The 24,265-nt window shown below is 72.4% G+C and carries 26 protein-coding genes; 14 read left to right on the top strand and 12 right to left on the bottom strand.

Features of this window, described 5'->3' with window-relative positions; genetic code table 11:
• Positions 1 to 29 precede the first annotated feature (29 nt).
• Positions 30 to 2,351, top strand: a complete 2,322-nt coding sequence (locus tag OG462_RS27565) for a protein kinase domain-containing protein (protein WP_406061615.1) — start codon at positions 30 to 32, stop codon at positions 2,349 to 2,351.
• A gap of 21 nt (positions 2,352 to 2,372) precedes the next feature.
• Here the strand turns inward: OG462_RS27565 and OG462_RS27560 are convergent, their stop codons facing one another.
• Both OG462_RS27560 and OG462_RS27555 read right to left on the bottom strand, forming a co-directional pair.
• A complete protein-coding gene (locus OG462_RS27560; protein WP_406066743.1) occupies positions 2,373 to 3,170 on the bottom strand; it encodes an ABC transporter permease in 798 nt (265 codons plus the stop codon).
• 5 nt (positions 3,171 to 3,175) lie between these two features.
• Entirely contained in the window at positions 3,176 to 4,213 is a 1,038-nt protein-coding gene (locus OG462_RS27555) for an ATP-binding cassette domain-containing protein (RefSeq protein WP_406061613.1), read from the bottom strand.
• A 375-nt stretch (positions 4,214 to 4,588) separates the two neighbouring features.
• Here OG462_RS27555 and OG462_RS27550 point away from each other — a divergent pair, with 375 nt between their 5' ends.
• Positions 4,589 to 5,059, top strand: a complete 471-nt coding sequence (locus tag OG462_RS27550) for a helix-turn-helix domain-containing protein (protein WP_406061611.1) — start codon at positions 4,589 to 4,591, stop codon at positions 5,057 to 5,059.
• A gap of 123 nt (positions 5,060 to 5,182) precedes the next feature.
• Here OG462_RS27550 and ilvA read toward each other — a convergent pair whose 3' ends face one another.
• Positions 5,183 to 6,412, bottom strand: a complete 1,230-nt coding sequence (gene ilvA / locus OG462_RS27545) for a threonine ammonia-lyase (protein WP_406061609.1) — start codon at positions 6,410 to 6,412, stop codon at positions 5,183 to 5,185.
• Between the two features lie 149 nt (positions 6,413 to 6,561).
• Between ilvA and OG462_RS27540 the strand changes: the two genes are divergently transcribed.
• Genes OG462_RS27540 through OG462_RS27525 form a run of 4 tightly spaced genes read left to right on the top strand, consistent with a single transcriptional unit; the run spans position 6,562 to position 8,167 of the window.
• The gene (locus OG462_RS27540; protein WP_406061607.1) at positions 6,562 to 7,161 is read left to right on the top strand and encodes a MarR family winged helix-turn-helix transcriptional regulator; all 600 of its coding nucleotides are present in this window, start codon (positions 6,562 to 6,564) and stop codon (positions 7,159 to 7,161) included.
• A 31-nt stretch (positions 7,162 to 7,192) separates the two neighbouring features.
• Positions 7,193 to 7,672, top strand: coding sequence for a sigma factor-like helix-turn-helix DNA-binding protein (locus OG462_RS27535; RefSeq protein WP_406061605.1), 480 nt, complete (start codon positions 7,193 to 7,195; stop codon positions 7,670 to 7,672).
• Positions 7,669 to 7,920: a hypothetical protein gene (locus OG462_RS27530; RefSeq protein WP_406061604.1), complete on the top strand. Its 252-nt coding sequence runs from the start codon at positions 7,669 to 7,671 to the stop codon at positions 7,918 to 7,920. The genes OG462_RS27535 and OG462_RS27530 overlap by 4 nt, the downstream gene beginning before the upstream one ends.
• Positions 7,921 to 7,975: 55 nt before the next feature.
• A complete protein-coding gene (locus OG462_RS27525) occupies positions 7,976 to 8,167 on the top strand; it encodes a DUF1059 domain-containing protein (RefSeq protein ID WP_406061602.1) in 192 nt (63 codons plus the stop codon).
• A 60-nt stretch (positions 8,168 to 8,227) separates the two neighbouring features.
• Here OG462_RS27525 and OG462_RS27520 read toward each other — a convergent pair whose 3' ends face one another.
• Entirely contained in the window at positions 8,228 to 9,382 is a 1,155-nt protein-coding gene (locus OG462_RS27520) for a cystathionine gamma-synthase (protein ID WP_406061601.1), read from the bottom strand.
• 72 nt (positions 9,383 to 9,454) lie between these two features.
• On the opposite strand from OG462_RS27520, the gene OG462_RS27515 reads away from it, so the two are divergent.
• From OG462_RS27515 to abc-f, 4 genes are all read left to right on the top strand, one after another.
• Positions 9,455 to 10,561: a hypothetical protein gene (locus tag OG462_RS27515; RefSeq protein ID WP_406061599.1), complete on the top strand. Its 1,107-nt coding sequence runs from the start codon at positions 9,455 to 9,457 to the stop codon at positions 10,559 to 10,561.
• Positions 10,562 to 10,863: 302 nt separating this feature from the next.
• Complete coding sequence (gene msrA, locus OG462_RS27510; RefSeq protein ID WP_406061597.1) at positions 10,864 to 11,526, top strand: peptide-methionine (S)-S-oxide reductase MsrA; 663 nt, start codon at positions 10,864 to 10,866, stop codon at positions 11,524 to 11,526.
• A 37-nt stretch (positions 11,527 to 11,563) separates the two neighbouring features.
• Positions 11,564 to 12,232 carry a hypothetical protein gene (locus OG462_RS27505; protein ID WP_406061596.1) on the top strand — a complete coding sequence of 223 codons (669 nt, stop codon included), beginning with the start codon at positions 11,564 to 11,566 and terminating at the stop codon, positions 12,230 to 12,232.
• 157 nt (positions 12,233 to 12,389) lie between these two features.
• The gene (abc-f, locus tag OG462_RS27500) at positions 12,390 to 14,027 is read left to right on the top strand and encodes a ribosomal protection-like ABC-F family protein (protein ID WP_406061594.1); all 1,638 of its coding nucleotides are present in this window, start codon (positions 12,390 to 12,392) and stop codon (positions 14,025 to 14,027) included.
• Here the strand turns inward: abc-f and OG462_RS27495 are convergent.
• Both OG462_RS27495 and OG462_RS27490 read right to left on the bottom strand, forming a co-directional pair.
• Positions 14,010 to 14,366, bottom strand: coding sequence for a DUF1330 domain-containing protein (locus tag OG462_RS27495; RefSeq protein ID WP_406061592.1), 357 nt, complete (start codon positions 14,364 to 14,366; stop codon positions 14,010 to 14,012). The genes abc-f and OG462_RS27495 overlap by 18 nt on opposite strands.
• 70 nt (positions 14,367 to 14,436) lie before the next feature.
• Positions 14,437 to 15,489, bottom strand: a complete 1,053-nt coding sequence (locus OG462_RS27490) for an NAD(P)-dependent alcohol dehydrogenase (protein ID WP_406061591.1) — start codon at positions 15,487 to 15,489, stop codon at positions 14,437 to 14,439.
• A gap of 128 nt (positions 15,490 to 15,617) precedes the next feature.
• On the opposite strand from OG462_RS27490, the gene OG462_RS27485 reads away from it, so the two are divergent.
• The gene (locus OG462_RS27485; protein WP_406061589.1) at positions 15,618 to 16,478 is read left to right on the top strand and encodes a helix-turn-helix domain-containing protein; all 861 of its coding nucleotides are present in this window, start codon (positions 15,618 to 15,620) and stop codon (positions 16,476 to 16,478) included.
• 97 nt (positions 16,479 to 16,575) lie between these two features.
• On the opposite strand, the gene OG462_RS27480 is transcribed toward OG462_RS27485, so the two are convergent.
• Together OG462_RS27480 and OG462_RS27475 are read right to left on the bottom strand one after the other, a co-directional pair.
• On the bottom strand, positions 16,576 to 17,847 hold the full coding sequence (locus tag OG462_RS27480; protein WP_406061587.1) for an Ig-like domain-containing protein: 1,272 nt from the start codon (positions 17,845 to 17,847) through the stop codon (positions 16,576 to 16,578).
• 211 nt (positions 17,848 to 18,058) lie between these two features.
• On the bottom strand, positions 18,059 to 18,400 hold the full coding sequence (locus tag OG462_RS27475) for a hypothetical protein (protein ID WP_406061585.1): 342 nt from the start codon (positions 18,398 to 18,400) through the stop codon (positions 18,059 to 18,061).
• 111 nt (positions 18,401 to 18,511) lie between these two features.
• Here OG462_RS27475 and OG462_RS27470 point away from each other — a divergent pair, with 111 nt between their 5' ends.
• Entirely contained in the window at positions 18,512 to 18,781 is a 270-nt protein-coding gene (locus OG462_RS27470; RefSeq protein WP_406061584.1) for a hypothetical protein, read from the top strand.
• Positions 18,782 to 18,850: 69 nt separating this feature from the next.
• On the opposite strand, the gene hutH is transcribed toward OG462_RS27470, so the two are convergent.
• The 4 genes from hutH to OG462_RS27450 form a co-directional block, all read right to left on the bottom strand.
• Positions 18,851 to 20,392: a histidine ammonia-lyase gene (hutH, locus tag OG462_RS27465; protein ID WP_406066741.1), complete on the bottom strand. Its 1,542-nt coding sequence runs from the start codon at positions 20,390 to 20,392 to the stop codon at positions 18,851 to 18,853.
• A 156-nt stretch (positions 20,393 to 20,548) separates the two neighbouring features.
• Positions 20,549 to 20,830, bottom strand: a complete 282-nt coding sequence (locus OG462_RS27460; RefSeq protein ID WP_406061582.1) for a hypothetical protein — start codon at positions 20,828 to 20,830, stop codon at positions 20,549 to 20,551.
• A 1,032-nt stretch (positions 20,831 to 21,862) separates the two neighbouring features.
• Entirely contained in the window at positions 21,863 to 22,255 is a 393-nt protein-coding gene (locus tag OG462_RS27455) for a hypothetical protein (protein ID WP_406061581.1), read from the bottom strand.
• Complete coding sequence (locus OG462_RS27450) at positions 22,249 to 22,905, bottom strand: TIGR03086 family metal-binding protein (protein ID WP_406061580.1); 657 nt, start codon at positions 22,903 to 22,905, stop codon at positions 22,249 to 22,251. Before OG462_RS27450 ends, OG462_RS27455 begins: the two co-directional genes overlap by 7 nt.
• 67 nt (positions 22,906 to 22,972) lie before the next feature.
• On the opposite strand from OG462_RS27450, the gene OG462_RS27445 reads away from it, so the two are divergent.
• A complete protein-coding gene (locus OG462_RS27445; protein ID WP_406061578.1) occupies positions 22,973 to 23,440 on the top strand; it encodes a MarR family winged helix-turn-helix transcriptional regulator in 468 nt (155 codons plus the stop codon).
• 40 nt (positions 23,441 to 23,480) lie between these two features.
• Positions 23,481 to 24,251 carry a transposase gene (locus tag OG462_RS27440; protein WP_406061577.1) on the top strand — a complete coding sequence of 257 codons (771 nt, stop codon included), beginning with the start codon at positions 23,481 to 23,483 and terminating at the stop codon, positions 24,249 to 24,251.
• The last annotated feature ends 14 nt before the right edge of the window (positions 24,252 to 24,265 follow it).

Raw genomic sequence — 24,265 nt, 5'->3', positions numbered from 1 at the left:
CGAGTGACCCTTCTGAGAGGACCTGTCCGGTGCTGGAAGCTCTGCCCGCAGCGCAGCCCCCGACGCTCGTCGGCCCCTACCGGCTGCTCGCCAGGCTCGGCGCGGGCGGCATGGGCGAGGTGCATCTCGCCTGCCGGGCGGACGCGCCGACGGCCGATCCGTACCGGATGGTCGCGGTGAAGACCGTACGGAGCGATCTGGAGGTCGACGGGGACTTCCGGACCCGGTTCCGGCGGGAGATCGCGGCGGCGCGGACGGTGGACGGGCCGGGGGTGGCACGGCTCGTGGACGCCGACGCCGACGCCCCCTCGCCGTGGCTGGCGACCGAGTACGTGCCGGGTCCCTCGCTCGCGGAGGCCGTCGTCCGGTCCGGGGCGCTGCCGGCCGCGGCCGTACGGGCCCTGGGCATCGCCCTCGCCACGGCCCTGGGGGCCGTCCACGGGGTGAAGGTGCTGCACCGCGACCTCAAGCCGGCGAACGTGCTGCTCGGTGCGGCCGGGCCCAAGCTCATCGACTTCGGGATCGCGCAGGCCTTCGAGGCGACCGCGCTGACCTCGACCGGTCTGGTGGTCGGCTCCCCCGGGTTCATGTCACCGGAGCACCTGGCCGGCAGCCGCGCGGTGGTGCCCGCCTCGGACGTGTTCTGTCTGGGCGCGGTCCTCGCGTTCGCCGCGAGCGGCCGGGGGCCCTTCCAGGACGACGAGATGGCCGCGGTGGTCTACCGGATCATCCGCGCGGACGCCGACCTCACCGGCGTACCGGAGGAGGTACGGCCGGTGGTGGAGCGCTGTCTGCGGCTCGACCCGGCCGAGCGGCCCTCGGCGGCGGAGGTGGTGTCGCTCCTCGGCGGCGGGGAGGCCCCCGAGGTCTTCCCCTGGCCGGGCGGGGTGCTCTCGCTGCTCGCCGAGTACGGGGAGGCGGCGCGGACGGCCGGTGAGGCGGCGGCCTCGGGCGCGGGCGTGGCGGACCTGCCGACGCTCGGCCCGGTGGTGCCGTACTCCCCCACCGCCGTCCCGAACCGGCGACGGGGTTCCTCGGCCGCGCCCGAGGAACCCCGTCGCCGCAGGTGGGGCACGGTCGTGGCCGGTGCCGTGGCGGTGGCCGTCCTGGCGACGGCGGGCGTGGTGCTGCTGAACCGGAACGGCGAGGAAGGCGGCGGAACGGCGGGACCCCCGGCCTCGGACAGCGCCTCCCCCGGCGCGACCGGCACCGGAAATCCCGCCCCGGCGACACTGAGCCAGGTCGTCCTGCCGTACGGCGGGAAGGGCCGTACCAACGACTTCGGCACGGCGGCGACGGACCGGGGAAACCGTCCGGCGGGCTGGTCGCCCTGGATGGTGCGGACCACGGCGGCCGACGGTGCCTGCTCCCTCTCCCCGAAGGTGCTGGTCTGCGCGGGCTCCGGCGGCGCGCTCATGGGGCTGAGCGCGGCGGACGGCCACGAGCTGTGGTCGGTCCCGGCGCGCACCAACGCCGACGGGCTGCGGTCCGCACCGCAGTACCCGGCGGTCATCGACGACCGGGTGTACGTCACGGAGGCGGCGGGGACCGTCGCGTACGGCCTCCAGGACGGCGAGAAGCAGGGCACGCTCCCCGGCCCCGGCGCCGAGTGGGCGATGAAGGGCTCCGACCTGGCCGACGGCGTCCTCAACGTCACCTATATGAACCTGGCGGACGCCGAGGGCACCGGGCTCGTGACGGCGGTGAAGCTGGGCGGGAGCGGGAAGGACGTGGGCCGGGAGCTGTGGCGTGCGCCGGTCGACGGCATCCCCGAGCAGCCGGTGGCGGCGGGCGGGCGCGTGTACGTCCCCCTCGGGACCGTGCCGGTGGCGCTCGACGCGCGGACCGGCAAGGAGGCGGCGCGCGGGGCGGAGGGCTGCCAGGAGATCACCGTGCACGAGCGGAGCGGCAGCGTGCTGTGCTCGGGCACCCCGGACGGCTCGGTGGCCGTGCTCGACGCCGGGTCGCTGAAGCGGCAGCGGTCCCTCGGTTCGGGGGTGACGGCGGGGCCCGCCGTGAACGCGGACGGTCTGGTGGCGGTCACGAACGGACAGACCGTGAGCGCCTACGACCTGCGGAGCGGCCGGCAGCGCTGGTCGCTGACGCCGACGATGATCGGAGGCGATCCGCAGCGGGTCTACTTCGCGGGCGACCGGGTGATCACGCTGGGCCAGAACGAGGTGACCTCCGTCGCGGCTGCGGGCCCCTCCGACGACGAGGACTACGAGAGCTTCGAGGCCAACGTGCCGGACGACATCCGCCCGCAGGCCACCGGAGACGCACTGGCCGCCGGAGGGGCGGTCTTCCTCGCCCTCCCCGACGGCCTCGTCGTCTCCGGCTATCTGCCCTGACGGGTCACCGGTCCGGAACCATCAGCCGTTCGCCCGGCGGTACTTGCGTACGGACAGGGTGCGGAAGAGGGCGACGATCAGGATCGAGTAGATCAGCGACGCCCACACCGGGTACTGCATCGGCCAGGCGTCGGACGGGGACAGGCCCGGGTCGCCGAAGAGCTTGCGGCAGGCCTGGACGGTGGCGCTGAACGGGTTCCACTCCGCTACGGGCTGGAGCCACCCGGGCAGCTTGCTGGAGTCCACGAAGGCGTTCGAGATGAACGTCACCGGGAAGAGCCAGATCAGGCCGCCCGACGTGGCCGCCTCCGGGGTGCGGACCGACAGGCCGATCAGGGCGCCGATCCAGGTGAAGGCGTAGCCGAGGAGGAGCAGCAGGCCGAAGCCGGCCATGACCCTCGCGAAGTTGGTCGGCTCCGCGTAGCCGGGCCGCCAGCCGATGATCAGCGCCACGATCGCGAGGACCAGGAGGGTCAGCGCGGTCTGGACGAGGTCGGCCAGGGTACGGCCGGTGAGGACCGCGCCCCGCGCCATCGGCAGCGAGCGGAATCGGTCGATGAGGCCCTTGTGCATGTCGTCGGCGATGCCCGCGCCCGCGCCCGCCGTGGCGAAGGTGACGGTCTGGGCGAAGATCCCGGCCATCAGGAAGTTCTTGTAGACGTCCGGGTCGGTGCTGTCGCCGATCTGCATGGAGCCGCCGAAGACGTACGTGAAGAGGATCACGAACATCACCGGCTGGATGAGCCCGAACAGAATCATCTCGGGGATCCGGGACATCCTGATCAAGTTCCTGCGGGCGATGACCAGGGAGTCGTTCATCGTGCTCACTCGGCCGTCTCCTTCACCAGCTTGCGGCCGCGGTCGTCCGGCCCTGCCGCGGCACCGTTCTCCTTCTCCTCCGCCTCCCGCTCGGCCGCGTGGCCGGTGAGGGAGATGAAGACGTCGTCGAGGGTGGGACGGCGCAGTCCGATGTCGTCGATCTCGACGCCGACGGCGTCCAGGTCGCGGATGACCTCGGCGAGCAGCTTGGCGCCGCCGGCGACGGGGACGGTGAGCATGCGGGTGTGCTGCTCGACGGAGACCTCGCCGTGGCCGACGCCCTCGATGCCGTAGCGGGCGAGCACGTCCCGGGCGCCGGGGATCATCTCCGACGCGTGCACGACGACCTCGACACGCTCGCCGCCCGTCTGGGCCTTGAGCTGGTCGGAGGTGCCGCGCGCGATGACCTTGCCGTGGTCGACCACGCAGATGTCGTGGGCCAGGTGGTCGGCCTCCTCCAGGTACTGCGTGGTGAGCAGCAGGGTCGTACCGCCCGCGACGAGTTCCTTGATGACCTCCCACAGGCCCTGCCGGTTGCGCGGGTCGAGGCCGGTGGTCGGCTCGTCCATGAACATGACCGGCGGGGACACGACGAGGGCCGCCGCGAGGTCGAGACGGCGGCGCATGCCTCCGGAGTACGTCTTGGCGGTGCGGTCGGCGGCGTCGGCGAGGTTGAAGCGCTCCAGGAGCTCGTCGGCCCGTACCTTCGCGGCCTTCGCCTTCATCTGGTAGAGCTGACCGACCATCTGGAGGTTCTCGCGGCCGGTGAGGTACTCGTCGACGGCCGCGAACTGGCCGGAGAGCCCGATCGAGCGTCGTACCTCGTCGGGGTTCTTGAGGACGTCGACCCCGGCGACGACGGCCCGACCGCTGTCGGGCTGGAGAAGGGTGGTCAGCACGCGCACGGCGGTCGTCTTCCCCGCGCCGTTCGGACCGAGCAGACCCAGGACGGTGCCCTCGGGTACGTCGAGGTCCACGCCGTCCAGAGCTCGTACGTCACCGAAGGTCTTCACCAGACCCTCGGCATAGATCGCGCCTGGCATGTGGGTACTCCCAGGGAGATGCGGACGTTGAATTCGGGCGTTTCCTACCGATCCTAGGTTTGCCGGGGCGGCCTCGCCCAGTGAATTTGTGATCCGCGCCACACGATCATGGTCCGGCTGGACAGGACGGGGCGGGGCGGGACGAGAGGTGGGACAGCGCGGGATGGGGCGGGACGGGGTCGGGACGAGGTTCGGGACGGGGAGCGGGACGCCGTTGATCGGCTGTTGGTGGGCCGTTGATCCGCCGGGGGAAGGTGGGGGCCTGGCAGGGAGTTCGACGGAAATCGGGGGGAGCCGTAGATGACTGGCGGGACGGAACAGGCCGGTGGGACGCATGCGATGGCTGGGGGATGCGCCGGGTGTGAAGGGTGCGGGGTGACGCCCTGGGCGGAGCTCGCCGCCGAGATGCGGCGGATCAAAGGAGCCACGGAACTCAGCTACGGCCAGCTCGCGCAGCGCACCCACTACAGCCGCTCCTCGTGGGAGCGGTTCCTGAACCAGAAGCAGCTGCCGACCAGGGTCGCCGTCGAGCAGTTCGCGCTCGCCTCCGGGCAGGATCCGCGTCCGCTCCTGATCCGCCTGGAGCGTTCCCTCGCCCATGAGACGGGCCTGCGCACGGGGGCCGTACGGGAGGCCCGTTCCGTGCGGGAGACCGGTGCCGCACGGGAGGCCGGCGCCGTACGGCAGGGGGCTCCCGCCGCTCTCGTCGTCCGCCGGGACTCCCGCACCGGCGCCCGCCGCGGCGCGGGAGTCGTCCAGCCCCTCGGGCTGGTCGCTGCGGGTGCGGTGATCGGCGGACTCGTGACCCTCCTGTCCCGCGCGGGACGGCAGCGCCGGACGGGCTGACCGGGCGGGACGCCACGAAGGGCCGGGGTGCCGCGAAGAGCGGGGCCCTGAGCTACGGCACCCCGACGGGCGGGCGCCCGGAGCTACGGCACCCCGACGGGCGGGCGCCCGGGACTACGGCGCTCAGCCCAGCACCGTGTACCCCGCGTCCCGCAGTGCGTCCTCCACCTCGCGGCAGTGCTCCGGGCCCTTCGTCTCCAGGTGCAGCTCGACCTCCGCCTCGGTCAGGCCGAGCCGCGGGTCGGTCCGTACATGGCTGACGTCCAGGACGTTCGCGTCGGCCACCGTGAGGACCGCGAGCAGGGTCGCGAGGACCCCGGGCCGGTCGTTGACCCGCAGCCGCAGGCTCAGGTAGCGGCCGCCGGCGGCCATGCCGTGCCGCAGGATGCGCTGGAGCAGCAGCGGGTCGACGTTGCCGCCGGACAGGACCGCCACCACCGGCCCCTCGAAGGCCTTCGGGTCACTGAGCAGGGCCGCGACCGGGCTGGCACCGGCCGGTTCGACGACCAGCTTGGCCCGTTCCAGGCAGAGCAGCAGCGCCGAGGAGAGCGCGTCCTCGGAGACCGTGACGACCTCGTCGACGTACTCCTGGATCAGCGCGAACGGCACGTCGCCCGGCCGTCCCACCTTGATCCCGTCCGCCATCGTCACCGGCGACTCGATCACCACCGGGTGCCCGGCGGCCAGCGAGGGCGGGTAGGCGGCGGCACCCTCCGCCTGGACGCCGATCACCTTCACGTCCGGGCGCACCGACTTCACCGCGAGCCCGATGCCGGCGGCGAGACCGCCGCCGCCGATGCCCACGAGGATCGTCCGGACCTCCGGGCACTGCTCCAGGATCTCCAGGCCCACCGTGCCCTGCCCGACGATGATGTCGGGGTGGTCGAAGGGGTGGATGAACACGGCCCCGGTCTCCCGCGCGTACTGCTCCGCCGCCGCCAGCGTCTCGTCCACGACATGACCGTGCATCCGGACCTCGGCGCCGTACTCCCGGGTCGCCGCGACCTTCGGCAGCGGCGCCCCGACCGGCATGAAGACGGTCGCGTGCACCCCGAGCAGCTTCGAGGCGAGCGCGACACCCTGCGCGTGGTTGCCGGCCGAGGCCGCGACGACCCCGGCCGCCCGCTCCTCGGGCCGCAGCCCGGCGATCCGTACGTACGCCCCGCGCAGTTTGAACGAACCGGTCCGCTGGAGGTTCTCGCACTTGAGGTGGACCGGCGCCCCCACCAGCGACGACAGATGACGGCTGCCCTCCATCGCCGTCATCCGGGCCACCCCGGACAGCATCTTCTGCGCCCCTCGTACGTCGTCGAGCATCAGCCGGTGCAAGGGGTCTGGCGTACGGAAGCTCATGACAGCAAGTCTCGCAGCTCACGGCCCTGGTGGCCGCCCGGCGGACAGGCGTCTCAGCGGGTTTGCGCAGCCCCGGTACGGACCTCCCCGGGGCCGCGTACTCTGTCCCCCACCAACCGACCACCCCCGCACGAGAGAGACCCACAGCCATGCCCACATCTCAGGACATGACGACTGAGCTCGACCCCGGTCTCCTCGACGCCCTCCAGCACCAGGTGGCCGTCTTCGCCCGCCGGGCCGAGCAGACGCGCCTCGGTGGCACCGGGCAGCTCCGCAACTCGATGGACCGCGCCGCGTACCTGCTCCTCAACCGCCTCGACCAGGAAGGCCCGATGGGCGTGAAGGCGCTGGCGGCGGGCATGGGCATCGACTCGTCGACCGTCACCCGCCAGGTCGCCCCGCTCGTCGACACCGGTCTGGTGAAGCGCACTTCGCACCCGGAGGACGGGCGCGCGGTCGTGCTGCAGCTGTCGCCGCGCGGGCTCGCCCGCCTGGAGGAGGTCCGATCCTCGCGCCGCCAGCTGATGGTGGAGGTCACGGAGGGCTGGACGCCGGACGAGCGGGAGTCCTTCTGCACCCTGCTCACACGCTTCAACACCGCCCTGTCCGCACGGCAGTCGGCGCACGCGGGCGGTCCGGTGACGGAGTCCGCGCTCCCGTCGGCAGGCACGTCGGCGGCCACGTCCGCACCCGAGGGTTCGGCCGAGCGGCCGAGCGACGTGTCGAGCGGGTCCGCGCCGACCTCTTGACCTCACCCCCGCACTGTCCTCAGATGAGGACGTGGGAGACCAGCGGAGCGGACACCGTACCGAACACGCCTACCGCGCCCGGGAGTTCGACGCGTTCGTGGCCGGGGCGGCGGGTCGGCTGCTGCACGCCGCGACCCTGCTCACCGCCGAGACCCGCACCCGCAATCCGCACGCCCAGGCCCTGCTGACCGCCGCCCTGGCGCACACCTACGCGGTATGGGACCGGCTCCGGGACGAGGATCCGTACGAGCTCACCCGGCGCGATCTCGCCGCCCGCTTCGCGCGCACCGCCTGGCGGTACCACGGCGGCCAGGGCGGCGTCCTCTCCGCGCTCCATCCGCAGGAACGGCTCGTCGTCGTCCTCCGGCTGTACGAGGGGGTCGCCGAGGAGCAGGTCGGCGCACTGCTCGGGGTGCCCGAGACCCGCGTCCGCGCCGTCTGCGCCCGCGCGATCGCCGCACTCAGGGCGGCGGAACGCAGGGAAGGCGCGCGCCGGGAGTCGGCCGCGTGACCCGGCACGAGGACAAGGAGGCGGCGGTCCGGCGGCTCCTCGACACCCCGCATCCGCCGGTCCCCGGGGACCTCGCCGGGCACGCCGTGGAGCGCGGCTCCCGGATGCGGCGGCGGAACCGGGCAGCACGACGGGTGGCGTGGACACTGTTCGCGCTCGCGGTGCTCGCCTTCGTGCTGTGGGCGTCGGTGGCACAGCCCTGGGAGGTCCCGGCGGCGGAGACGACGCCGCCGTTCGACGGCGTGTGAGGACGGCCCTAGCCTGGAATGAGGGGCCTGCCCGCAGGCCCGTCTGGAGGTCGTCATGGCCAGGAAAGCAGCCGACTGCCGGGACACCCCGAGTGTCTCCGGTTGCTCGCTCTACATGTCGGGCGAGGAGGATGAACTCGTCTCGGCGGCCGTCGCACACGCGGTCTCCGTCCACGAGCACTCGGACACTCCCGAGCTCCGCGAAGAGGTCCGGGCCTCGCTGAAGGACCCGTTGCCCGGCACCTGAACGCACGGAGGGCCGGGCGGACACTCCGTACGACAGGAGCGTCCGCCCGGCCCGTTCCGACTAACCCAGCGCCTGGCGCAGGTCGGCGAGCAGGTCGTCGACGTTCTCGATGCCCACCGAGAGGCGGACGAGGTCGGCGGGGACCTCCAGGGCGGAGCCCGCGACGCTCGCGTGGGTCATCCGGCCCGGGTGCTCGATGAGCGACTCGACGCCGCCGAGCGACTCACCGAGGGTGAAGAGCTGCGCGCGGTTGCAGACCTCGACGGCCGCCTCCTCGCCGCCCTGCACGCGGAAGGAGATCATGCCGCCGAAGGAACGCATCTGCTTGGCCGCGATCTCGTGGCCCGGGTGCTCCGGGAGGCCCGGGTAGAGGACCTGGGCGACCTTCGGATGCTGGGTCAGCATCTCGACGATCTTCTCCGCGTTCTCGCTGTGCCGGTCCATGCGGACCGCGAGGGTCTTGATGCCGCGCAGCACGATCCACGAGTCGAAGGGACCGGCGACCGCGCCCATCGCGTTCTGGTGGTACGCGAGCTCCTCGCCGAGCGCCTCGTCGGCCGTCACCAGGGCGCCGCCGACGACGTCGGAGTGACCGCCCATGTACTTGGTGAGCGAGTGCACGACGACGTCCGCGCCGAGCGCCAGCGGCTGCTGGAGGTACGGCGAGGCGAAGGTGTTGTCGACGACGAGCTTCACGCCGGCCGAGCGGGCCACGTCGGCGACGGCCGCGATGTCGGTGATGCCGAGGAGCGGGTTCGACGGGGTCTCGACCCAGATCAACTTCGTACGGTCGTTGACGGCCGCCCGCACGGAGTCGATGTCGGAGGTGTTCGCCACCGAGAAGTCGACGCCCCAGCGCTGCACGACCTTGGCGAAGAGCCGGAAGGTACCGCCGTAGGCGTCGTTCGGGATGACCACGTGGTCGCCGGGCGCGAGGAGCGTGCGCAGCAGGCAGTCCTCGGCGGCCAGGCCCGAGGCGAAGGCGAGACCACGCCGGCCGCCCTCCAGGGCCGCCAGGTTCTCCTCGAGGGCCGTACGGGTGGGGTTGGCGCTGCGGCTGTACTCGTAACCGCCGCGCAGCCCGCCCACGCCGTCCTGCTTGTAGGTGGACACCTGGTAGATGGGCGGGACGACCGCGCCGGTCAGCGGGTCGGCGGTGTTGCCCGCGTGGATCGCGCGGGTCTCGAAGCTCTGGTGAGAGTGCTGGTCGCTCATGTGTCAGGAGCGTAGTCCCGAGCGGCCCCCGTCGCCGCGTTCGTCTCACCACGCGTCCTGGACAATGGACACATGGAGATTCTCTGGTTCCTGATCGCCCTTGGGCTGCTGTTCGGCGTCCTCGGCCCCTACCTGCTGCGCCGCCGCGGTGGCGGGATCCGCCAGGTCGCGCCGGGCGCGCCGGACGCGGCGGATCCGGAGGCGTACGGATTCGTACGTCAGGAGGACCAGGACGTACGGCTCCCGGGCGAGGACGACGAGCTCCTGCACGTCCTCGACGTCGTCCAGGCCACCCAGGACTGGCGGGCCGCGTCACGGCTGCTCGCCGCCACCGACCAGGAGGGCGAGGTGCGCTGGCAGCGCGTCCAGGCCTTCGCCGGCGCCGCCTCCCTGGAGCTCCAGCAGCGGCCGGGCGTCGGCGGCGCGTGGCTGCGGACCTGGCGGGCGGAGGCCCCGAAGGACGCGGGCGGCGCGGCCGTGCACGCCGAGTTCCTGGTGCAGCAGGCCTGGCGTTCCTCGGCGGCGGGGACCGACGACTTCCGGATCATCCTGGAGGAGGCGCGGAAGGTCACCGAGGAGGCGGCGCTGCTCGCTCCGGGCGACCCGGTCCCGTACATCACGCAGCTGGCCGTGGCCCGTGGTCTCGGCTACAGCCACGAGGAGTTCGACCAGGTGTGGGCGCGGGTCATCGACCGGGCACCGCAGCACATGGGCGCCCATCTGGCGGCGCTGCACTACTGGTGCGAGAAGTGGCACGGCTCGCGCGAGGAGGCCGACCACTTCGCGACGACGGCCGCGGCGCGCGCCCCTCGGGGTTCGCTGCTGGCGGCGCTGCCGCTGTTCGCGGTGTTCGAGCACGTGCCGGACGTGGTGCTCGTGCAGGACTTCTTCCGTACGGCCGTGGTGTCGAAGGCGATGGACGGCGCGCTGTACGCGGTGCACTCGGCCCGGCCCGACGACCCGATGCTGGCGCACGTGCGCCATCTGCTGGTCTGGTTCCTGGTGCGGGGCGAGCGGTGGGCGGAGGCCATGCACCAGCTGGTGAAGGTCGACGGGCACGTGGGCTCGGTGCCGTGGACGCTGAGCGGGGACCCGGCGGCGGAGTTCACGGTCTTCCGGAACCTGGCGGTGGCGGGGTACGAGGCGAACGGCGGCAACCCGGCGACGCTGCCGCGCTGACGGGCGGGCACACGGCTTCCCGGGCGGGCGGCTCCCCAGGCGGCGGGACGGCGCCCCCGGTCGGCGAGGCGGGCGGCTCCCCGGGCGGCGGGACGGCGCCCCCGGTCGGCGAGGCGGGCGGCTCCCCGGGCGGCGGGACGGCGCCCCCGGTCGGCGGCCCGGCGCCCTCCCCGCCCGGCTCCCCCGGCGGGCGGCTCCCCCGGCGCACGACTCCCTCCGGCGGGCGGGGAGGGACCCCTCGGGGAATCCCTCCCCGCCCGTCGGCGTTGTGACCACTGCCGACCGTCGAGGAGAGATGCAGCATGTTCCTGTCCCGCACCCCCGTCCTCCCCACCCCCGAGCAGGCCCTGCGCGGCCGTCCCGAGCCGGAGTTCGCCGTGCCCGAGCGCCACACGGTCCTCGGCAACCCGCTCCTCGGCCCGTACCCGGAGGGCCTGGAGGTCGCCGACTTCGCCCTCGGTTGTTTCTGGGGCGCCGAGCGCAAGTTCTGGCAGACCGACGGCGTCTGGACCACCCTCGTCGGCTATCAGGGCGGCTACACGCCGAACCCGGCGTACGAGGAGGTCTGCTCGGGCCTGACCGGCCACACCGAGGCCGTCCGGGTCGTCTTCGACCCGGCGAAGGTCTCGTACGAGTCCCTCCTGAAGCTGTTCTGGGAGTCCCACGACCCGACCCAGGGCTTCCGCCAGGGCAACGACGTGGGCACCCAGTACCGCTCGGCCGTCTACACCCACACGCCCGCCCAGGCGGCGACCGTCGACTCGTCCCGCGAGGCGTACCAGAAGGTCCTGACGGGCTCCGGGTACGGCACGATCAGCACGGAGATCCTCCCGGCGGAGGGCCGCACCTTCTATCCTGCCGAGGGTTATCACCAACAGTATTTGGACAAGAACCCGGCGGGCTACTGCGGCATCGGCGGTACGGGCGTCTCCTGCCCGATCGGTGTCGCGAAGGCCGACGGCTGAGTCCCGCGACCGACGACCGGCGGGCCGGCCTTCTCCCGTGAGCTTCGGAACCTTCGCGCGGCGGGTGCGCGACGAACAGTCGCCGCCCGCCCGGCGGCACAGGGCACTTCGGTGGGCCGTCACGGAGTACGGCCCGCTCGGCTTCCATGCGACCTGGGCCTACCTCGCCGCGACGGCACTGCCCGCGCCGGATCTCCGGCGCGACATGTCCGCGCTGCTGCGCGCGCTCGACACCCTGGAGGCCAGCCGCGCGGCCCGGCTCGAAGAGGTGGCCGCCTTCGCGGCCCGCCGCAGCATGGAGAAGGAGGCCGGTCTCCGTACCCCTCGCCGCGACGACCTCGCAGTGCGGCTGTGGCGGCCCCACTGGCCCGGTGGGGCCGGGCCCTCGCGCCTGGGACTCGTCGCCGCCGTGGCGAACCGCCAGGCGGCGTTCCGCAGGTTCCCCCTGCCCGACGACACCCTCGTCCCCGCCGACCGGGCACGGCGGATCGCGGACCTGTACGGACGCCTCGACGCCTGCGGGGCGGCCTATCTCGCCGCCCTCGGACAGCCGGACGGTCCGGCCCGGGACGCGTCGGCCGACATCGTCGCCGACATCCACCGCCACCTCGCTCCGGGCCACGCGCCGCTGAACGTGCCCCTCTTCCAGTGGCTGCGCTTCGCGGACCTTCTCGCTTATGCCCATGCGGTCTCCCCCGCCCGGTAGTTACACTCGGGCGCATGGGTTCGTTCTACTTCTTTCTCTGATTCCGGCCGCGGACACGGTCTGACCCGCTGATCCGGCGCCCCTCGGGCGCGGCAGTGGTGGTCCCGGTGTCCCTTCCCCCGGTCCGAACGCACCCCAGCACCCAGGGAAAGATCCCATGCGCGACCGCGCCCAACTGACCTTGAAAGACGCCTCCAAGTCCTATGGGGACCGCTCCGTCCTCGAACAGCTCACGCTCACCGTCCGCCCCGGTGAGAAGGCCGCCGTCATCGGTGAGAACGGCTCCGGCAAGTCCACGCTGCTCCGGCTCCTGGCCCGGGCCGAGGAGCCCGACGGCGGGGAGGTGACCGTCCGCTTCCCCGGCGGCGTCGCGCATCTCGCGCAGACGCTCGCCGAGACCTTCGGCCTCGGGCCCGAGCACACCGTGCGGGCCGCCGTCGACGCGGCGCTCGCCGAACTCCGTGCCATGGAACGGGAGATGCAGGCCGCCGAGGAGACGCTCGGCAGCGCGACACCCGAGGAACTCCTCGCGTACGGCGAACTCGCCGCACGGTACGAGGAACGGGGCGGCTACCAGGCCGACGCCCGCGTGGACGCGGCGCTGCACGGTCTCGGCCTCGGCCACGTCCCGTACGAGCGCCGCGTCGGCACGCTCTCCGGCGGCGAGCAGTCGCGGCTCGCCCTCGCCTGCGTCCTCGCCTCGGGCGCCGAGCTGCTGCTCCTCGACGAACCCACGAACCATCTCGACCGGGCCGCCGCCGGCTGGCTGGAGGAACGGCTGCGCACCCACCGCGGCACGGTGGTCGCGGTCACCCACGACCGGGCGTTCCTGGAGGGAATGGCGACGACGATCCTGGAGGTCGACCGGGACACCCGCGCGGTGACCCGGTACGGCGACGGCTGGTCCGGCTACCGCGCGGCGAAGGCCGCGGCACGGCGCCGCCGGGTTCAGGAGCACGAGGAGTGGCGGGAGGAGCTGGCCCGTACCGAGGAGCTGGTGGCCTCGGCCGGGCAGCGGCTCGCGGGATCCGGCAAGGACCCCCGGCAGGGCTTCGGCAAGCACCGCCGCTCGCACGAGAACAAACTGTCGGGCCAGGTCAGGGCGGCCCGGGTCCGGCTCGACCAGCTGCTCAGGTCCCCGCTCCCGGCCCCACCGGAGCCGCTGCGTTTCACGGCCCGCATCGCGACGGGGGGCCCGGAGACAGCAGGAAGCCCCGAGGACGGTCTTCTCGCCGAACTCGTCGACGTCGTCGTCGGCGAGCGGCTGCGGATCGACAAGCTGCGGATCTCGGCCGGGGACCGGCTGCTCGTCTCCGGGCCCAACGGCGCCGGCAAGACGACTCTGCTCCGCGTCCTCGCCGGTGACCTGCGCCCCGACGGCGGGACGGTCGGCCGTCCGGGCCGGGTGGGCTATCTGCGCCAGGAGCTGCCCGCCGTGCCGTCCCCGGAACCGCTGCTCACGGCGTACGCGGCCGGTCGCCCCGGTCTGCCCGAGGAGCACGCGGCGGAGCTGCTCGCCCTCGGTCTCTTCCGGGAGGAGGACCTGTCCGTGCCCGTGGCCCGGCTCTCGGTGGGCCAGCAGCGGCGTCTGGAGCTGGCCCGGCTGGTGACCCGGCCTGCCGATCTGCTCGTCCTGGACGAGCCGACCAACCATGTGGCGCTGTCCCTGGTGGAGGACCTGGAGGCGGCCCTCGCCGTCTTCCCGGGTGCGGTGGTCGCGGTCTCCCACGACCACCGTTTCCGCTCGGGCTTCGGCGGGCGACGGCTTGAGCTCCGCTCAGGCCGCACCGCCTGACGCGGCCCGCATCGCCGCGGCCGTCGCCGCCGGGTCGTACCCGTCGGCGACGCCGTCGACCAGGAGGATGTCACCGGCCATGTGGCGGGTGCGGAGCGGGATCAGGGCCTGATAGGCGGCGGAGTCGTACCAGGCGCGGGCGTTCTCGTACGACGGGAAGCCGATGATCACGACGGCGCCGGGCCAGTCGCCCTCGGGGACCTCGCGGACGCGGGCGCCGTGGACGAGGAAGCGGCCGCCGAAGGGGTCCAGGGTGCCCTGGACGCGCTCCATGTAGGTGAAGACCTCCTCGTCGAGGAGGGGCTTCGGGTGCAGGTTTCCGATGGCGTATGCGGTCATGGCCCAAGACTGCCGGGGCATGCCGTACGGGGTCGATTACCCCGCAGGTCATGCCCCGGCGCGGTCGACGTCAGATCGTCGACGCGTCGATCACGAAGCGGTAGCGGACGTCGCTCGCGAGCACCCGCTCGTACGCCTCGTTGATCTGCTCGGCGCGGATCAGCTCGATCTCCGCGCCCAGGCCGTGCTCCGCGCAGAAGTCGAGCATCTCCTGCGTCTCGGCGATGCCGCCGATCATCGAGCCCGCGAGGGTCTTGCGGCCGCCGATGAGGGAGAAGAGGCCGATCGAGACGGGCTCCTCGGGGGCGCCGACGTTCACCAGGGCGCCGTCCGTCTTGACCAGGCTCAGGTAGGCGTTGAAGTCCAGCGGCGCGGAGACCGTGGAGATCACCAGGTCGAAGGAGCCGGCGAGTTTCGTGAAGGTCTCCGGGTCGCCGGTCGCGTAGTAGTGGTCGGCGCCCAGCTTCAGGCCGTCCTCCTGCTTCTTCAGCGACTGGCTGAGGACGGTCACCTCCGCGCCGAGCGCGTGGGCGATCTTGACGCCCATGTGGCCGAGGCCGCCGAGGCCGACGATCGCGACCTTCTTGCCGGGGCCGGCCTGCCAGTGGGCGAGCGGCGAGTAGAGGGTGATGCCGGCGCAGAGCAGCGGCGCGGCCTCGTCGAGGCCGATGCCCTCGGGGATGCGCAGGGTGTAGTTCTCGTCGACGACGATGTGGCGGGAGTAGCCGCCGTAGGTGGGCTCGCCGTTCTTGTCGAGGGCGTTGTACGTGCCGGTCATGCCGCCCGTGCAGTACTGCTCCAGGCCCTGGAGGCAGTACTCGCACTCCCGGCAGGAGTCGACGAAGCAGCCGACGCCGACCCGGTCGCCGACCTGGAACCTGGTGACCCCGGGGCCGACCTCCGCGACGATTCCGGCGATCTCGTGGCCCGGGACCATCGGGAAGATGCCCTCGCCCCAGCCGTCGCGGGCCTGGTGGATGTCGGAGTGGCAGATGCCGGAGTACTTGATGTCGATGAGGACGTCGTGCTCTCCGACGGGCCGGCGCGGCACGGTGGTGCGCTCCAGCGGGGCGTTGGCGGCGGGCGCGGCGTACGCGGGGACGGTGGTCACGTTCGTGGTCATGGCCCCAGCCTGCGGGAGGACGCCGGCATCACCCAGCCCCCTGGTCTGCCTACGTCCAGCGTGCCTACCACTGGCAGGGACAGGAACATCCGTCCGCCGGGACGTACGACCTGGGATAATCGGGACGCATGGATCTCAGTGCCGAACTCAGTGAATTCCTGCGCTCCCGCCGGGCCCGGCTGAAGCCGGAGGACGTGGGTCTGCCGGAGTTCGGGCGCCATCGCCGGGTACCGGGGCTGCGCCGGGAGGAGCTGGCGCAGCTGGCCGGGGTATCGGTGGCGTACTACACGCGGCTCGAACAGGGCAACGGCCGCAATGTGTCCATGGAGGTCCTCGACTCCATCGCGCGGGCGCTGCGGCTGAGCGACACCGAGCGGGCGCATCTGACGCACCTGGCGAAGCCGACGGCGAAGAAGAAGCAGCACCGGGCGGCGATCGCCCGCCCGCAGCTGGTGCGGCCCGGTCTGCAGCATCTCCTGGACGCGATGGACGGCGTCCCGGCCTTCCTCGTCGGCCGGCGGCTCGACATCCTCGCGTGGAACCGGATGGCGCGGGCGCTGATGGGCGACTTCGCGGCGATGGAGCCGGAGGAGCGCAATATGGCCCGGCTGGTCTTCCTCGGGTCCAACGCACGCGATCTCTACCTGGACTGGGAGGCCAAGGCGACCGAGGTGGTGAGCGTGCTGCGGTTGTACGCGGGCTGCTACCCGGACGATCCGGCGCTGCTCGCGCTGGTCGGCGAGCTGTCGGTGCGGAGCGAGGAGTTCCGCTCGCTGTGGGCGGCGCACACCGTCGCGGACAAGGGGCACGGGACGAAGCGGCTGCGGCATCCGCTGGTGGGCGAGGTGACGCTGGCGTACGAGAGCCTGAAGGTGGCGGGCGGGGACCCGGACCTGGTGCTCGTGACGTACCAGGCGGAGTCGGGGACGGCGTCGGCGGACGCGCTGCGGCTGCTCGCGCAGTGGGGCGTGGAGGAAGTCGTACGGTGACGCGGAACGGCGGGTGACGCGGAACGGCGGGTGACGCGGAACGGCGGCCCCCTCCGTCGTGGAGGGGGCCGCCGTTCTCGTACGCGTGTGCCGGGGGTCAGACCGCCGAGCCGGCCTGCCAGTCCGCCCAGCTCAGGTTCCAGCCGTTGAGGCCGTTGTCGGGGGCGATCGTCTTGTCCTTGGAGTTCTTGACGATCACGACGTCACCGACGATCGAGTGGTCGTAGAGCCAGGCTGCCTGCTGGTTCGGGTCGCCGGCGCCCTTGGCGTCGTTGAGGCCGACGCAGCCGTGGCTGGTGTTGGCCGAGCCGAAGATCGAGTCCGGGCCCCAGTAGTTGCCGTGGATGAACGTGCCCGACGTGGACAGGCGCATGGCGTGCGGCACGTCCTTGATGTCGTACTCGCCCTTGCCGTCGTCGTCGGTGAAGCCGACGGTCGCGCCGTTCATCCGGGTCTCCTTGAACTTCTCGGAGATCACCATCTGACCGTTGTAGGTCGGGTTCTCCGGGGAGCCGGCGGAGATCGGGATGGTCTTGATCGTCTTGCCGTCCTGGGTGACCGTCATGGTCTTGGTGGCGACGTCGACGGTGGAGACCTGGTTGCGGCCGATCTTGAAGGTGACGGTCTTCTGCTGGACGCCGAAGACGCCGTCGGCGCCCTCGACGCCGTCGAGGTCGAGCTTGAGGGTGACGGTCGAACCCTCGGTCCAGTAGTCGTCCGGGCGGAAGTCGAGGCGCTGGGGGTTGAACCAGTGCCCGACGACCTCCTGGCCGGTGCTGGACGTGACGCTGATGCCGCCCTGGACGGCCTTCTTGTCGGTGATCGCCTTGTTGAAGTTGATCGAGACCGGCATGCCGACGCCGACGGTCGAGCCGTCCTCCGGCGTGAAGTTGCCGATGAAGCTGTTGGCCTTGGAGACGGTGGTGAACGAGGAGTTCTCGTGCGCCTCCAGGCCCTCCGCGTCCGTGGCGGTGGCGGCGATCTTGTAGACCGTGGCCCGCTCCAGCTGCTCGCTCGGCTTCCAGCTGAGGCCGTCGGCCGCTATCTCGCCCTTGACCTTGGTGCCCTCGGCCGACGTCATGGTGACGTCGGTGAGCTTGCCCTCGGTGACGGTGACCTTGGCGTCGTTGTTGATCGACGCGTTCTGGGTGCCGGTCTTGGGCGCGATGACGATCTGCGCCTTGGAGGTCTTGGCCGCCTCCGCCGCCTCGTCGACCTGGGACTGTGACGGTGGCGTCGGGGAGCCGGAGGCGCTGCCGCCCTGGTCGCCGTCGTTGCACGCCGAGAGCACCAACACGCCGCCGAGCACCGCGGCCGCGACCGCCAGGCTCTTGCGGCGCTTGCCGTCCGTCATCACACGCATCTCCATCGTCGCCGGGTCCTGCCAACGCTTGCTTCGCTGCTTACCTAAATACCCATGACACCGCGTTCGGTTCCGGAACCGAGCGGTTTGTGGGGAACACCACTGTTCGACACGCACGGGTGGTCCGTCCGGTTCCCAGGGCACGCGAAAGGCCCCGGGACGCCGTCCCGGGACCTGTGAGCAGGGTGTTCTCCGGCCTTACGGCCGGCCCTCGCCCCTACGCCCGCGCGTCGTCGTCCTCCGCGTCCCCATCTTCCTCTCCGAGGTCCCACTCCAGCGCATCGGGGTCGTACTCGATCTCCTCGCTGCTCCAGGAGGCCTGGACCATCTCGATGCCGGGGACGTCACGGATCAGGTCGAAGGGTTCGACGAGGTACGCGAGGGCCTCGGCGCTGTCCTCGTGCGCGGCGGCGCGGGCGGGCACCCGCTCCTCCTCCGGCATGAACTCGTCGGCGTTGATCCGGGCCTCGGCGGCCTCCGACAGCTCGGCCGGTCCGTCGATCTCCAGGACCACATCGACTCGAAGGCGTACATAGCGTGGTGTCTCAGAAGTACTCATGGGTCGGAGCGTAGGCGTCCCCGGGCCCTCGGCTTTCCCACGACCCGCTGTGTTCATTAGCATCGGCGCACCGACCAATTCGCGGTTTCCGCAAGGGGGATCGAAATTTCCGTGTCCGCCGCCCGACGCCCACTGCTGACCGCGACCGCCGCGGGCACGCTGCTGTGCGCCCTGTGGTTCGTACCGTCCGCCAACGCCACCGACGAGCAGGGCGGGGTACGGATCGGGGTGATCCAGGAAGGCCCCGCCACGGGCGACGGGCGCCTCGCGGAAACCGGCGGCCGGGACACCACCCCGTATCTGATCGGCGGGACGGGTTTCCTGGGCGTCGGGGCGGCTTTCGTGGCGCTGGCGATGCGCCGGCGCGACCGGACGTCCTGAACGGCCGCAGAGATCACGAAGGGCCCGCCCCGGGAGATCCGGGGCGGGCCCTTCGCCGTCCGTCCGTGCTTACGCCAGCGGGCCGGTGACCGGCTCCACCGCGGCGAGCAGCTTCCCTTCGCGTACGAAAGTGTCGGCGGCCGCCAGGTCGGGGGCGAGGAACCGGTCCGGGCCGGGACCCTGGACGCCGGCGGCACGCAGGGCGTCGATGGCGGCCCGCGAGGCGGGGGCCGGAGTCAGGCCCACGCGGAGCTCGACGCCGCGGGTGGCGGCGTACAGCTCGACCGCGATGACCCGGTTGAGGTTGCCGATCGCAGTGCGCAGCTTGCGGGCGGCGGACCAGCCCATGGAGACGTGGTCCTCCTGCATCGCGGAGGACGGGATGGAATCGGCGGAGGCCGGGACGGCGAGCCGCTTCATCTCGCTGACCAGGGCGGCCTGCGTGTACTGGGCGATCATCAGGCCCGAGTCGACGCCGGCGTCCTCGGCGAGGAAGGGCGGCAGGCCGTGCGAGCGGTTCTTGTCGAGGAGCCGGTCGGTGCGGCGCTCGGCGATGGAGCCGAGGTCGGCGGCGGCGATCGCGAGGAAGTCGAGGACGTACGCGACGGGGGCGCCGTGGAAGTTGCCGTTGGAGGCGACCCGGCCGTCGGGCAGGACGACGGGGTTGTCGACGGCGGCGGCGAGCTCACGCTCGGCGACGAGCCGGGCGTGGGCCATGGTGTCGCGGCCGGCGCCGGCGACCTGCGGGGCGCAGCGCACCGAGTAGGCGTCCTGGACGCGGGGGGCCTCGCCCGCCTGGGCGTGGCCGGTGAGGCCGGAGCCCTTGAGCACGGCCAGCATGTTGGCGGCGGAGGCGGCCTGGCCGGGGTGCGGGCGGATGGCGTGCAGCTCGGGTTCGAGGACCTTCTCGGTGCCGAGGAGGGCTTCGAGGGAGAGCGCGGCGGTGATGTCGGCCGACTTGTAGAGGGTGTCGAGGTCGGCGAGGGCCATGATCAGCATGCCGAGCATGCCGTCGGTGCCGTTGAGGAGGGCGAGGCCCTCCTTCTCCTTGAGCTCGACGGGCGCGATGCCGTGCGCGGCGAGCAGCTCGCCGGCGGGCCTCAGCTCACCGTCGGGGCCTTCGGCGTCTCCCTCGCCCATGAGCGCGAGGGCGCAGTGGGAGAGCGGGGCGAGGTCGCCGGAGCAGCCGAGGGAGCCGTACTCGTGCACGACCGGGGTGATGCCGGCGTTGAGGACGTCGGCCATGGTCTGCGCGACCTCGGGGCGGACGCCGGTGTGGCCGGAGGCGACGGTCTTGAGCCGCAGGAACATCAGGGCGCGCACGACCTCGCGCTCGACGCGCGGGCCCATGCCGGCGGCGTGCGAGCGGACGATGTTGCGCTGGAGCTGGGCGCGGAGCTCGGGGCCGATGTGCCGGGTGGCGAGCGCGCCGAAGCCGGTGGAGACCCCGTAGACGGGCTCGGGCTTGGCGGCGAGCGCGTCGACGATGTTCCGGGCGGCGGCCAGGGCCTCCACGGCCTCGGGCGACAGCTCGACGCGGGCGCCGTGGCGGGCGACGTCGATGACGTCCTGCGGGGTCGTGCCGGACGTGCCGAGGACGACTGTCTGCATATCCATATTCAGCACCCTACGGATTGAAGACCGCCATGTCACTAGGTGACTTCGTCACCGTCCGGACGGGGGACGGACCCTTACCGTTCCGATGATCGCCGGTCGGGCCCTCCTCCGCCGCCCGGCGACGCCGGAGACTCCCGTCGGGCACCGGGATCAGGCAGGCCGCCGACCCCGGACCCAGCGGGTCCCCTTCACCAGCATGACCACACCCATGCAGACGAGACCGACGAGCATGATCGCGCTGCTGCCCACCAGGAGGCCGACGATCAGCGCCACACCCGTGGCGGAGTCGACGAGGTCCAGCACCACGTCGCCCCGCGCCCCGGTCCCGGACCGGCGCATCCTCCGCAGCACGGGGATGAGGGAGAGGAGATGGAGAGCGATGAGGGCGAAGGCCACCCAGCGGAACGCGTCGGGTATGACGGGAAGGTCCATACAGCCAAGGTACGGCCGCGATCGACCAACGCGGGTGAGAGGAAGGTGAACTGACGCCCAATAAGAGGGAAACGGCTTCGAGGCTTCGGGGCTCCTTGGCCCTGAGGGTGGGCCGGGTGTGTGAGTGTCGGGTGGGACCGCCCTCTCTCCGAGAGTCGCTCCTTCCGGTGGTGCGTCAAGGGCGCTCCTTCGTCGCGTCGCTGCGCGATGGCCTTCGGCCACCCTTGACCCACCACCTCCAGGAGCGAGAACACTCTCGGAGGGCGGTCCGGGGGGCGGGTCCACGCCGGGCTTCGGGCAGCATCCGGGGCGGGAGGGCGCCTGACGGGTCGGTGGGTGGGGGCTTGGGTCGCGGCAGGGGTGGGTGGACCGCGTCCCTGGGTTCGGGGTGCGCGACCGTTGAATGGGGCGACCCGGCTCGGCTTAGCGACCGACGGCCGTCGGTTGGTCGGGATTCAGGCCCCGCTGGTCTGTGTGGGTGGGTGGTCGGCGGCGCTGGCGGAGGTTTCTCGCAGTAACTCGGGCACGAGTGGGGGATTTGACCCCTTTGAGGGGTAATCCCGCGCCTGCTACTCGGAGAAATGCAGGGTTTCCCCGCTTTCCACCCACCGGGAGCGACCAGCGGGGCCTGAAGCCCCACCACGAGCCGCTCCGGCAGTCGCTGAGCCCAGCCCGGCCGCCCCATTCAACAACTGCGCACCCCCGACCGACGGAAGGTCGCGACCCGGCCCCGCCACAAACCAAGCCCCCACCCACCGACCGGCACACGCCCCCCGACCCCGGACGCTGCCCGGACAGTCCGCGTAGGCCATGCCCCCCCCGGCCGCCCTCCGAGTGTGAAAAGGCGGCCTCCGCCGCCGGGTCAAGGGTGGAGCGCAGCGAAATCGGCGAAGCCGACGCGACGAAGGAGCGCCCTTGACGCGGCGGTGGAGGCGGCCACACTCGGAAAGAGGGCGGCCGCACCCGCACCCCACCCGAAACCCCCACCCCAGACACCTCCCCCGCCACAACCCGCCGCACCCGACCCGCGCCCTACCCGCCCGCCCCGATCACCCCCCGCGCCCGAATCCAGGTCGTCGCCGGCGCAAACGTCGGGCTTTCCCAGGTCGTCGAGGTCAACGCGCCCCTCCCCCGGTACTCCCGCATGATCGCGATGTGTGGCGGCCAGGCCACGAAGGCCTGGAGGGCGGCCTCGTCGCGCCAGACGGCCACCGCACCGCAGCGGCGCGCCAGGGGCTGCGCCCACAGCCACATCCCGTACGCCCCTTCGAGGTCCCGCCAGCCCGCCGCGAGCCGTCGGGCCGCGCGGTGGACGCCCGGCAGGTCCCCGATCCGGTCGAGCCGGAAGTCGGTGACGCTGACCAGGACCGGCCCCGGCCCGCCCCGCCCCTCGTACGGTCCGGGCGTCCAGGACGACCTCAGCACGGGCGCCACGCCGCCGGGCGGCCGAGGGTCGTGAGGATCCGATCCAGCGGGTCCGCCCCGGTGGCCGGCGGCAGCTCCGGCCCGAAGGGGCTACTCGGGGCCGTCCGGGCCTCGCCGACCGGAACGGCCTCGGCGATCGGCAGGGCCACGGCGAGGACGTCGGGCCCGGGGTCGTACGGGAGGCCGAGGCTGCGGGCGACGTCCCAGCCGTGCACGACGTAGTCGAGGAGATGGAAGCCGATGGCCCGGGCGGCGCGGAACGTCCGGTCCCGGCTGAACTCGGGCAGGGCGAAGGCCGTGTCCGGCCCGTCCACGGCCGCGAAGGCGGCGACGACCCGCTCGGCCGCCTCGCCGTACCGCTCGACCGCCTCGCCGTACCGCGCGGGCGCGTCCCCGCCCGCCGGGCGGACCTCCCAGTGCGCCGGATTCAGCCCGTAGCCGCGTGCGGCGGCCGCGAACCCGTGGTGCTGGGCCGTCATGTGGGCGAGCAGATCGGCCAGGGTCCAGCCCCCGCACGGGGTCGGCCGGGCCAGATCGGCCGGGCCGATCCGGTGCACCAGGGCCACGCTGTCCCGGATCACGCGCGCGTGGAGGCGCCGCAGCCGGTCGAAGTCCGCGGGGCTCGTGAGCCCCTTCATATTCGTAGGCATGCACTTACGATCTGCGCGTGCGTATCAATTGTCAACGGCCATTTCGCCAACGGGTATTTTCGTGGCCATGGCCGAGAACACCGCAGCGACCGCAGCGACCGCGACCCCGGGCAGCCCCTCCCGCCCCGACCTCGCCGCCATGGTCGTCCCGCTCGGCCGCGCCCTGATGGCCGCCGAGCAGCCGGTCCTCGACGCCCACGGCTTGACCATGTGGGCGTACACGGTCCTCCTCCACCTCGACGAGAAGCCCATCCGCACCCAGATCGCGCTGGCCGAGGCGATCCGGGCGGACAAGACGCGGATCATCCCCGTCCTCGACGACCTGGAGGCACGCGCGCTGCTGCGCCGGCAGCCCGACCCCCAGGACCGGCGGGCACGACTGCTCTCCCTCACCGCCGAGGGCCGCCGCTTGCGCGACACCGTGCAGTCCGCGATCCAGGAGGGCGAGGAACGTCTGCTCGACGAGCTGCCGGCCGCCGACCGTGAGGGGTTCCTCAGGGGCCTGCGAGCCCTGTACGAGCGAAACCGACCCTAAAGGGTGTTGCAGAAGGCCTAGTTCTGGGCATTTTGCCTGTATGGGTGGGGTGTTGCGGGCTGAGCCGGTGTGGGTTGAGACGTTCACGGGCTTGCGGATCGAGCGGTTCGCGAGGCTGGTGAAGGTAGTGAAGGAGCGGGGCGGGAACGGTCCCGGTGGGGGCCGTCCGTGGTGCCTTCCGCTGGCCGACCGGGTCCTGCTGGTGGCCGTGTACTACCGCACCAACCTCACCATGCGGCAGCTCGCCCCGCTCTTCGGGATCTCCCCGGCCACGGTCTGCCGGGTCATCCAGCGGCTCCGTCCGCTGCTGGCGCTGGAGCGGGCTCCGCGGCCGGTGGCGGACACCGAACGGTTGTGGATCGTGGACGGCACCCTGATCCCGGTCCGAGACCGGAAGGTCGGCGCCTCGTCCCGCAACTACCGGTTCTCGGCGAACGTGCAGGTCATCATCGACGCGGACACCCGCCTGGTCATCGCGGCGGCCCGGCCAGCGCCGGGCAACAAGGCCGACGCACATGTCTGGCGCGAGTCGGACCTGCCCGCCCTGGCGGCGAGCACGACCGTGATCGCGGACGGCGCCTACCTCGGCACCGGCCTGATCGTCCCGCACCGCAAGAGAGCCGGCCGCCCCCTCCTTCGCGGGCAGGAGGAGGACAACGCCGAACACCGACGCGTCCGTGCCCGCGTCGAGCACACATTCGCGCGGATGAAGAACTGGAAGATCCTTCGCGACTGCCGCCAGCGAGGCGACGGCCTCCACCATGCCGTCCAGGCCGTCGCCGCCATGCACAACCTCGCCATGACACGGTGAAACACCAGGTCAGA

The sequence above is a fragment of the Streptomyces sp. NBC_01077 genome (genome assembly GCF_045162855.1).
Lineage (GTDB): Bacteria > Actinomycetota > Actinomycetes > Streptomycetales > Streptomycetaceae > Streptomyces.
This window is presented reverse-complemented; position numbering and strand designations above follow the sequence as displayed.

Excerpts from the sequence above, each read along its gene's own strand:
- OG462_RS27560 (WP_406066743.1), bottom strand. The coding sequence starts at position 3,170 with ATGAACGACTCCCTGGTCATCGCCCGCAGGAACTTGATCAGGATGTCC.
- OG462_RS27555 (WP_406061613.1), bottom strand. The coding sequence starts at position 4,213 with ATGCCAGGCGCGATCTATGCCGAGGGTCTGGTGAAGACCTTCGGTGAC.
- ilvA (WP_406061609.1), bottom strand. The coding sequence starts at position 6,412 with ATGAGCTTCCGTACGCCAGACCCCTTGCACCGGCTGATGCTCGACGAC.
- OG462_RS27540 (WP_406061607.1), top strand. The coding sequence starts at position 6,562 with ATGCCCACATCTCAGGACATGACGACTGAGCTCGACCCCGGTCTCCTC.
- OG462_RS27525 (WP_406061602.1), top strand. The coding sequence starts at position 7,976 with ATGGCCAGGAAAGCAGCCGACTGCCGGGACACCCCGAGTGTCTCCGGT.
- OG462_RS27520 (WP_406061601.1), bottom strand. The coding sequence starts at position 9,382 with ATGAGCGACCAGCACTCTCACCAGAGCTTCGAGACCCGCGCGATCCAC.
- OG462_RS27515 (WP_406061599.1), top strand. The coding sequence starts at position 9,455 with ATGGAGATTCTCTGGTTCCTGATCGCCCTTGGGCTGCTGTTCGGCGTC.
- msrA (WP_406061597.1), top strand. The coding sequence starts at position 10,864 with ATGTTCCTGTCCCGCACCCCCGTCCTCCCCACCCCCGAGCAGGCCCTG.
- abc-f (WP_406061594.1), top strand. The coding sequence starts at position 12,390 with ATGCGCGACCGCGCCCAACTGACCTTGAAAGACGCCTCCAAGTCCTAT.
- OG462_RS27495 (WP_406061592.1), bottom strand. The coding sequence starts at position 14,366 with ATGACCGCATACGCCATCGGAAACCTGCACCCGAAGCCCCTCCTCGAC.
- OG462_RS27490 (WP_406061591.1), bottom strand. The coding sequence starts at position 15,489 with ATGACCACGAACGTGACCACCGTCCCCGCGTACGCCGCGCCCGCCGCC.
- OG462_RS27485 (WP_406061589.1), top strand. The coding sequence starts at position 15,618 with ATGGATCTCAGTGCCGAACTCAGTGAATTCCTGCGCTCCCGCCGGGCC.
- OG462_RS27480 (WP_406061587.1), bottom strand. The coding sequence starts at position 17,847 with ATGGAGATGCGTGTGATGACGGACGGCAAGCGCCGCAAGAGCCTGGCG.
- OG462_RS27475 (WP_406061585.1), bottom strand. The coding sequence starts at position 18,400 with ATGAGTACTTCTGAGACACCACGCTATGTACGCCTTCGAGTCGATGTG.
- hutH (WP_406066741.1), bottom strand. The coding sequence starts at position 20,392 with ATGCAGACAGTCGTCCTCGGCACGTCCGGCACGACCCCGCAGGACGTC.
- OG462_RS27460 (WP_406061582.1), bottom strand. The coding sequence starts at position 20,830 with ATGGACCTTCCCGTCATACCCGACGCGTTCCGCTGGGTGGCCTTCGCC.
- OG462_RS27450 (WP_406061580.1), bottom strand. The coding sequence starts at position 22,905 with ATGCCTACGAATATGAAGGGGCTCACGAGCCCCGCGGACTTCGACCGG.
- OG462_RS27445 (WP_406061578.1), top strand. The coding sequence starts at position 22,973 with ATGGCCGAGAACACCGCAGCGACCGCAGCGACCGCGACCCCGGGCAGC.
- OG462_RS27440 (WP_406061577.1), top strand. The coding sequence starts at position 23,481 with ATGGGTGGGGTGTTGCGGGCTGAGCCGGTGTGGGTTGAGACGTTCACG.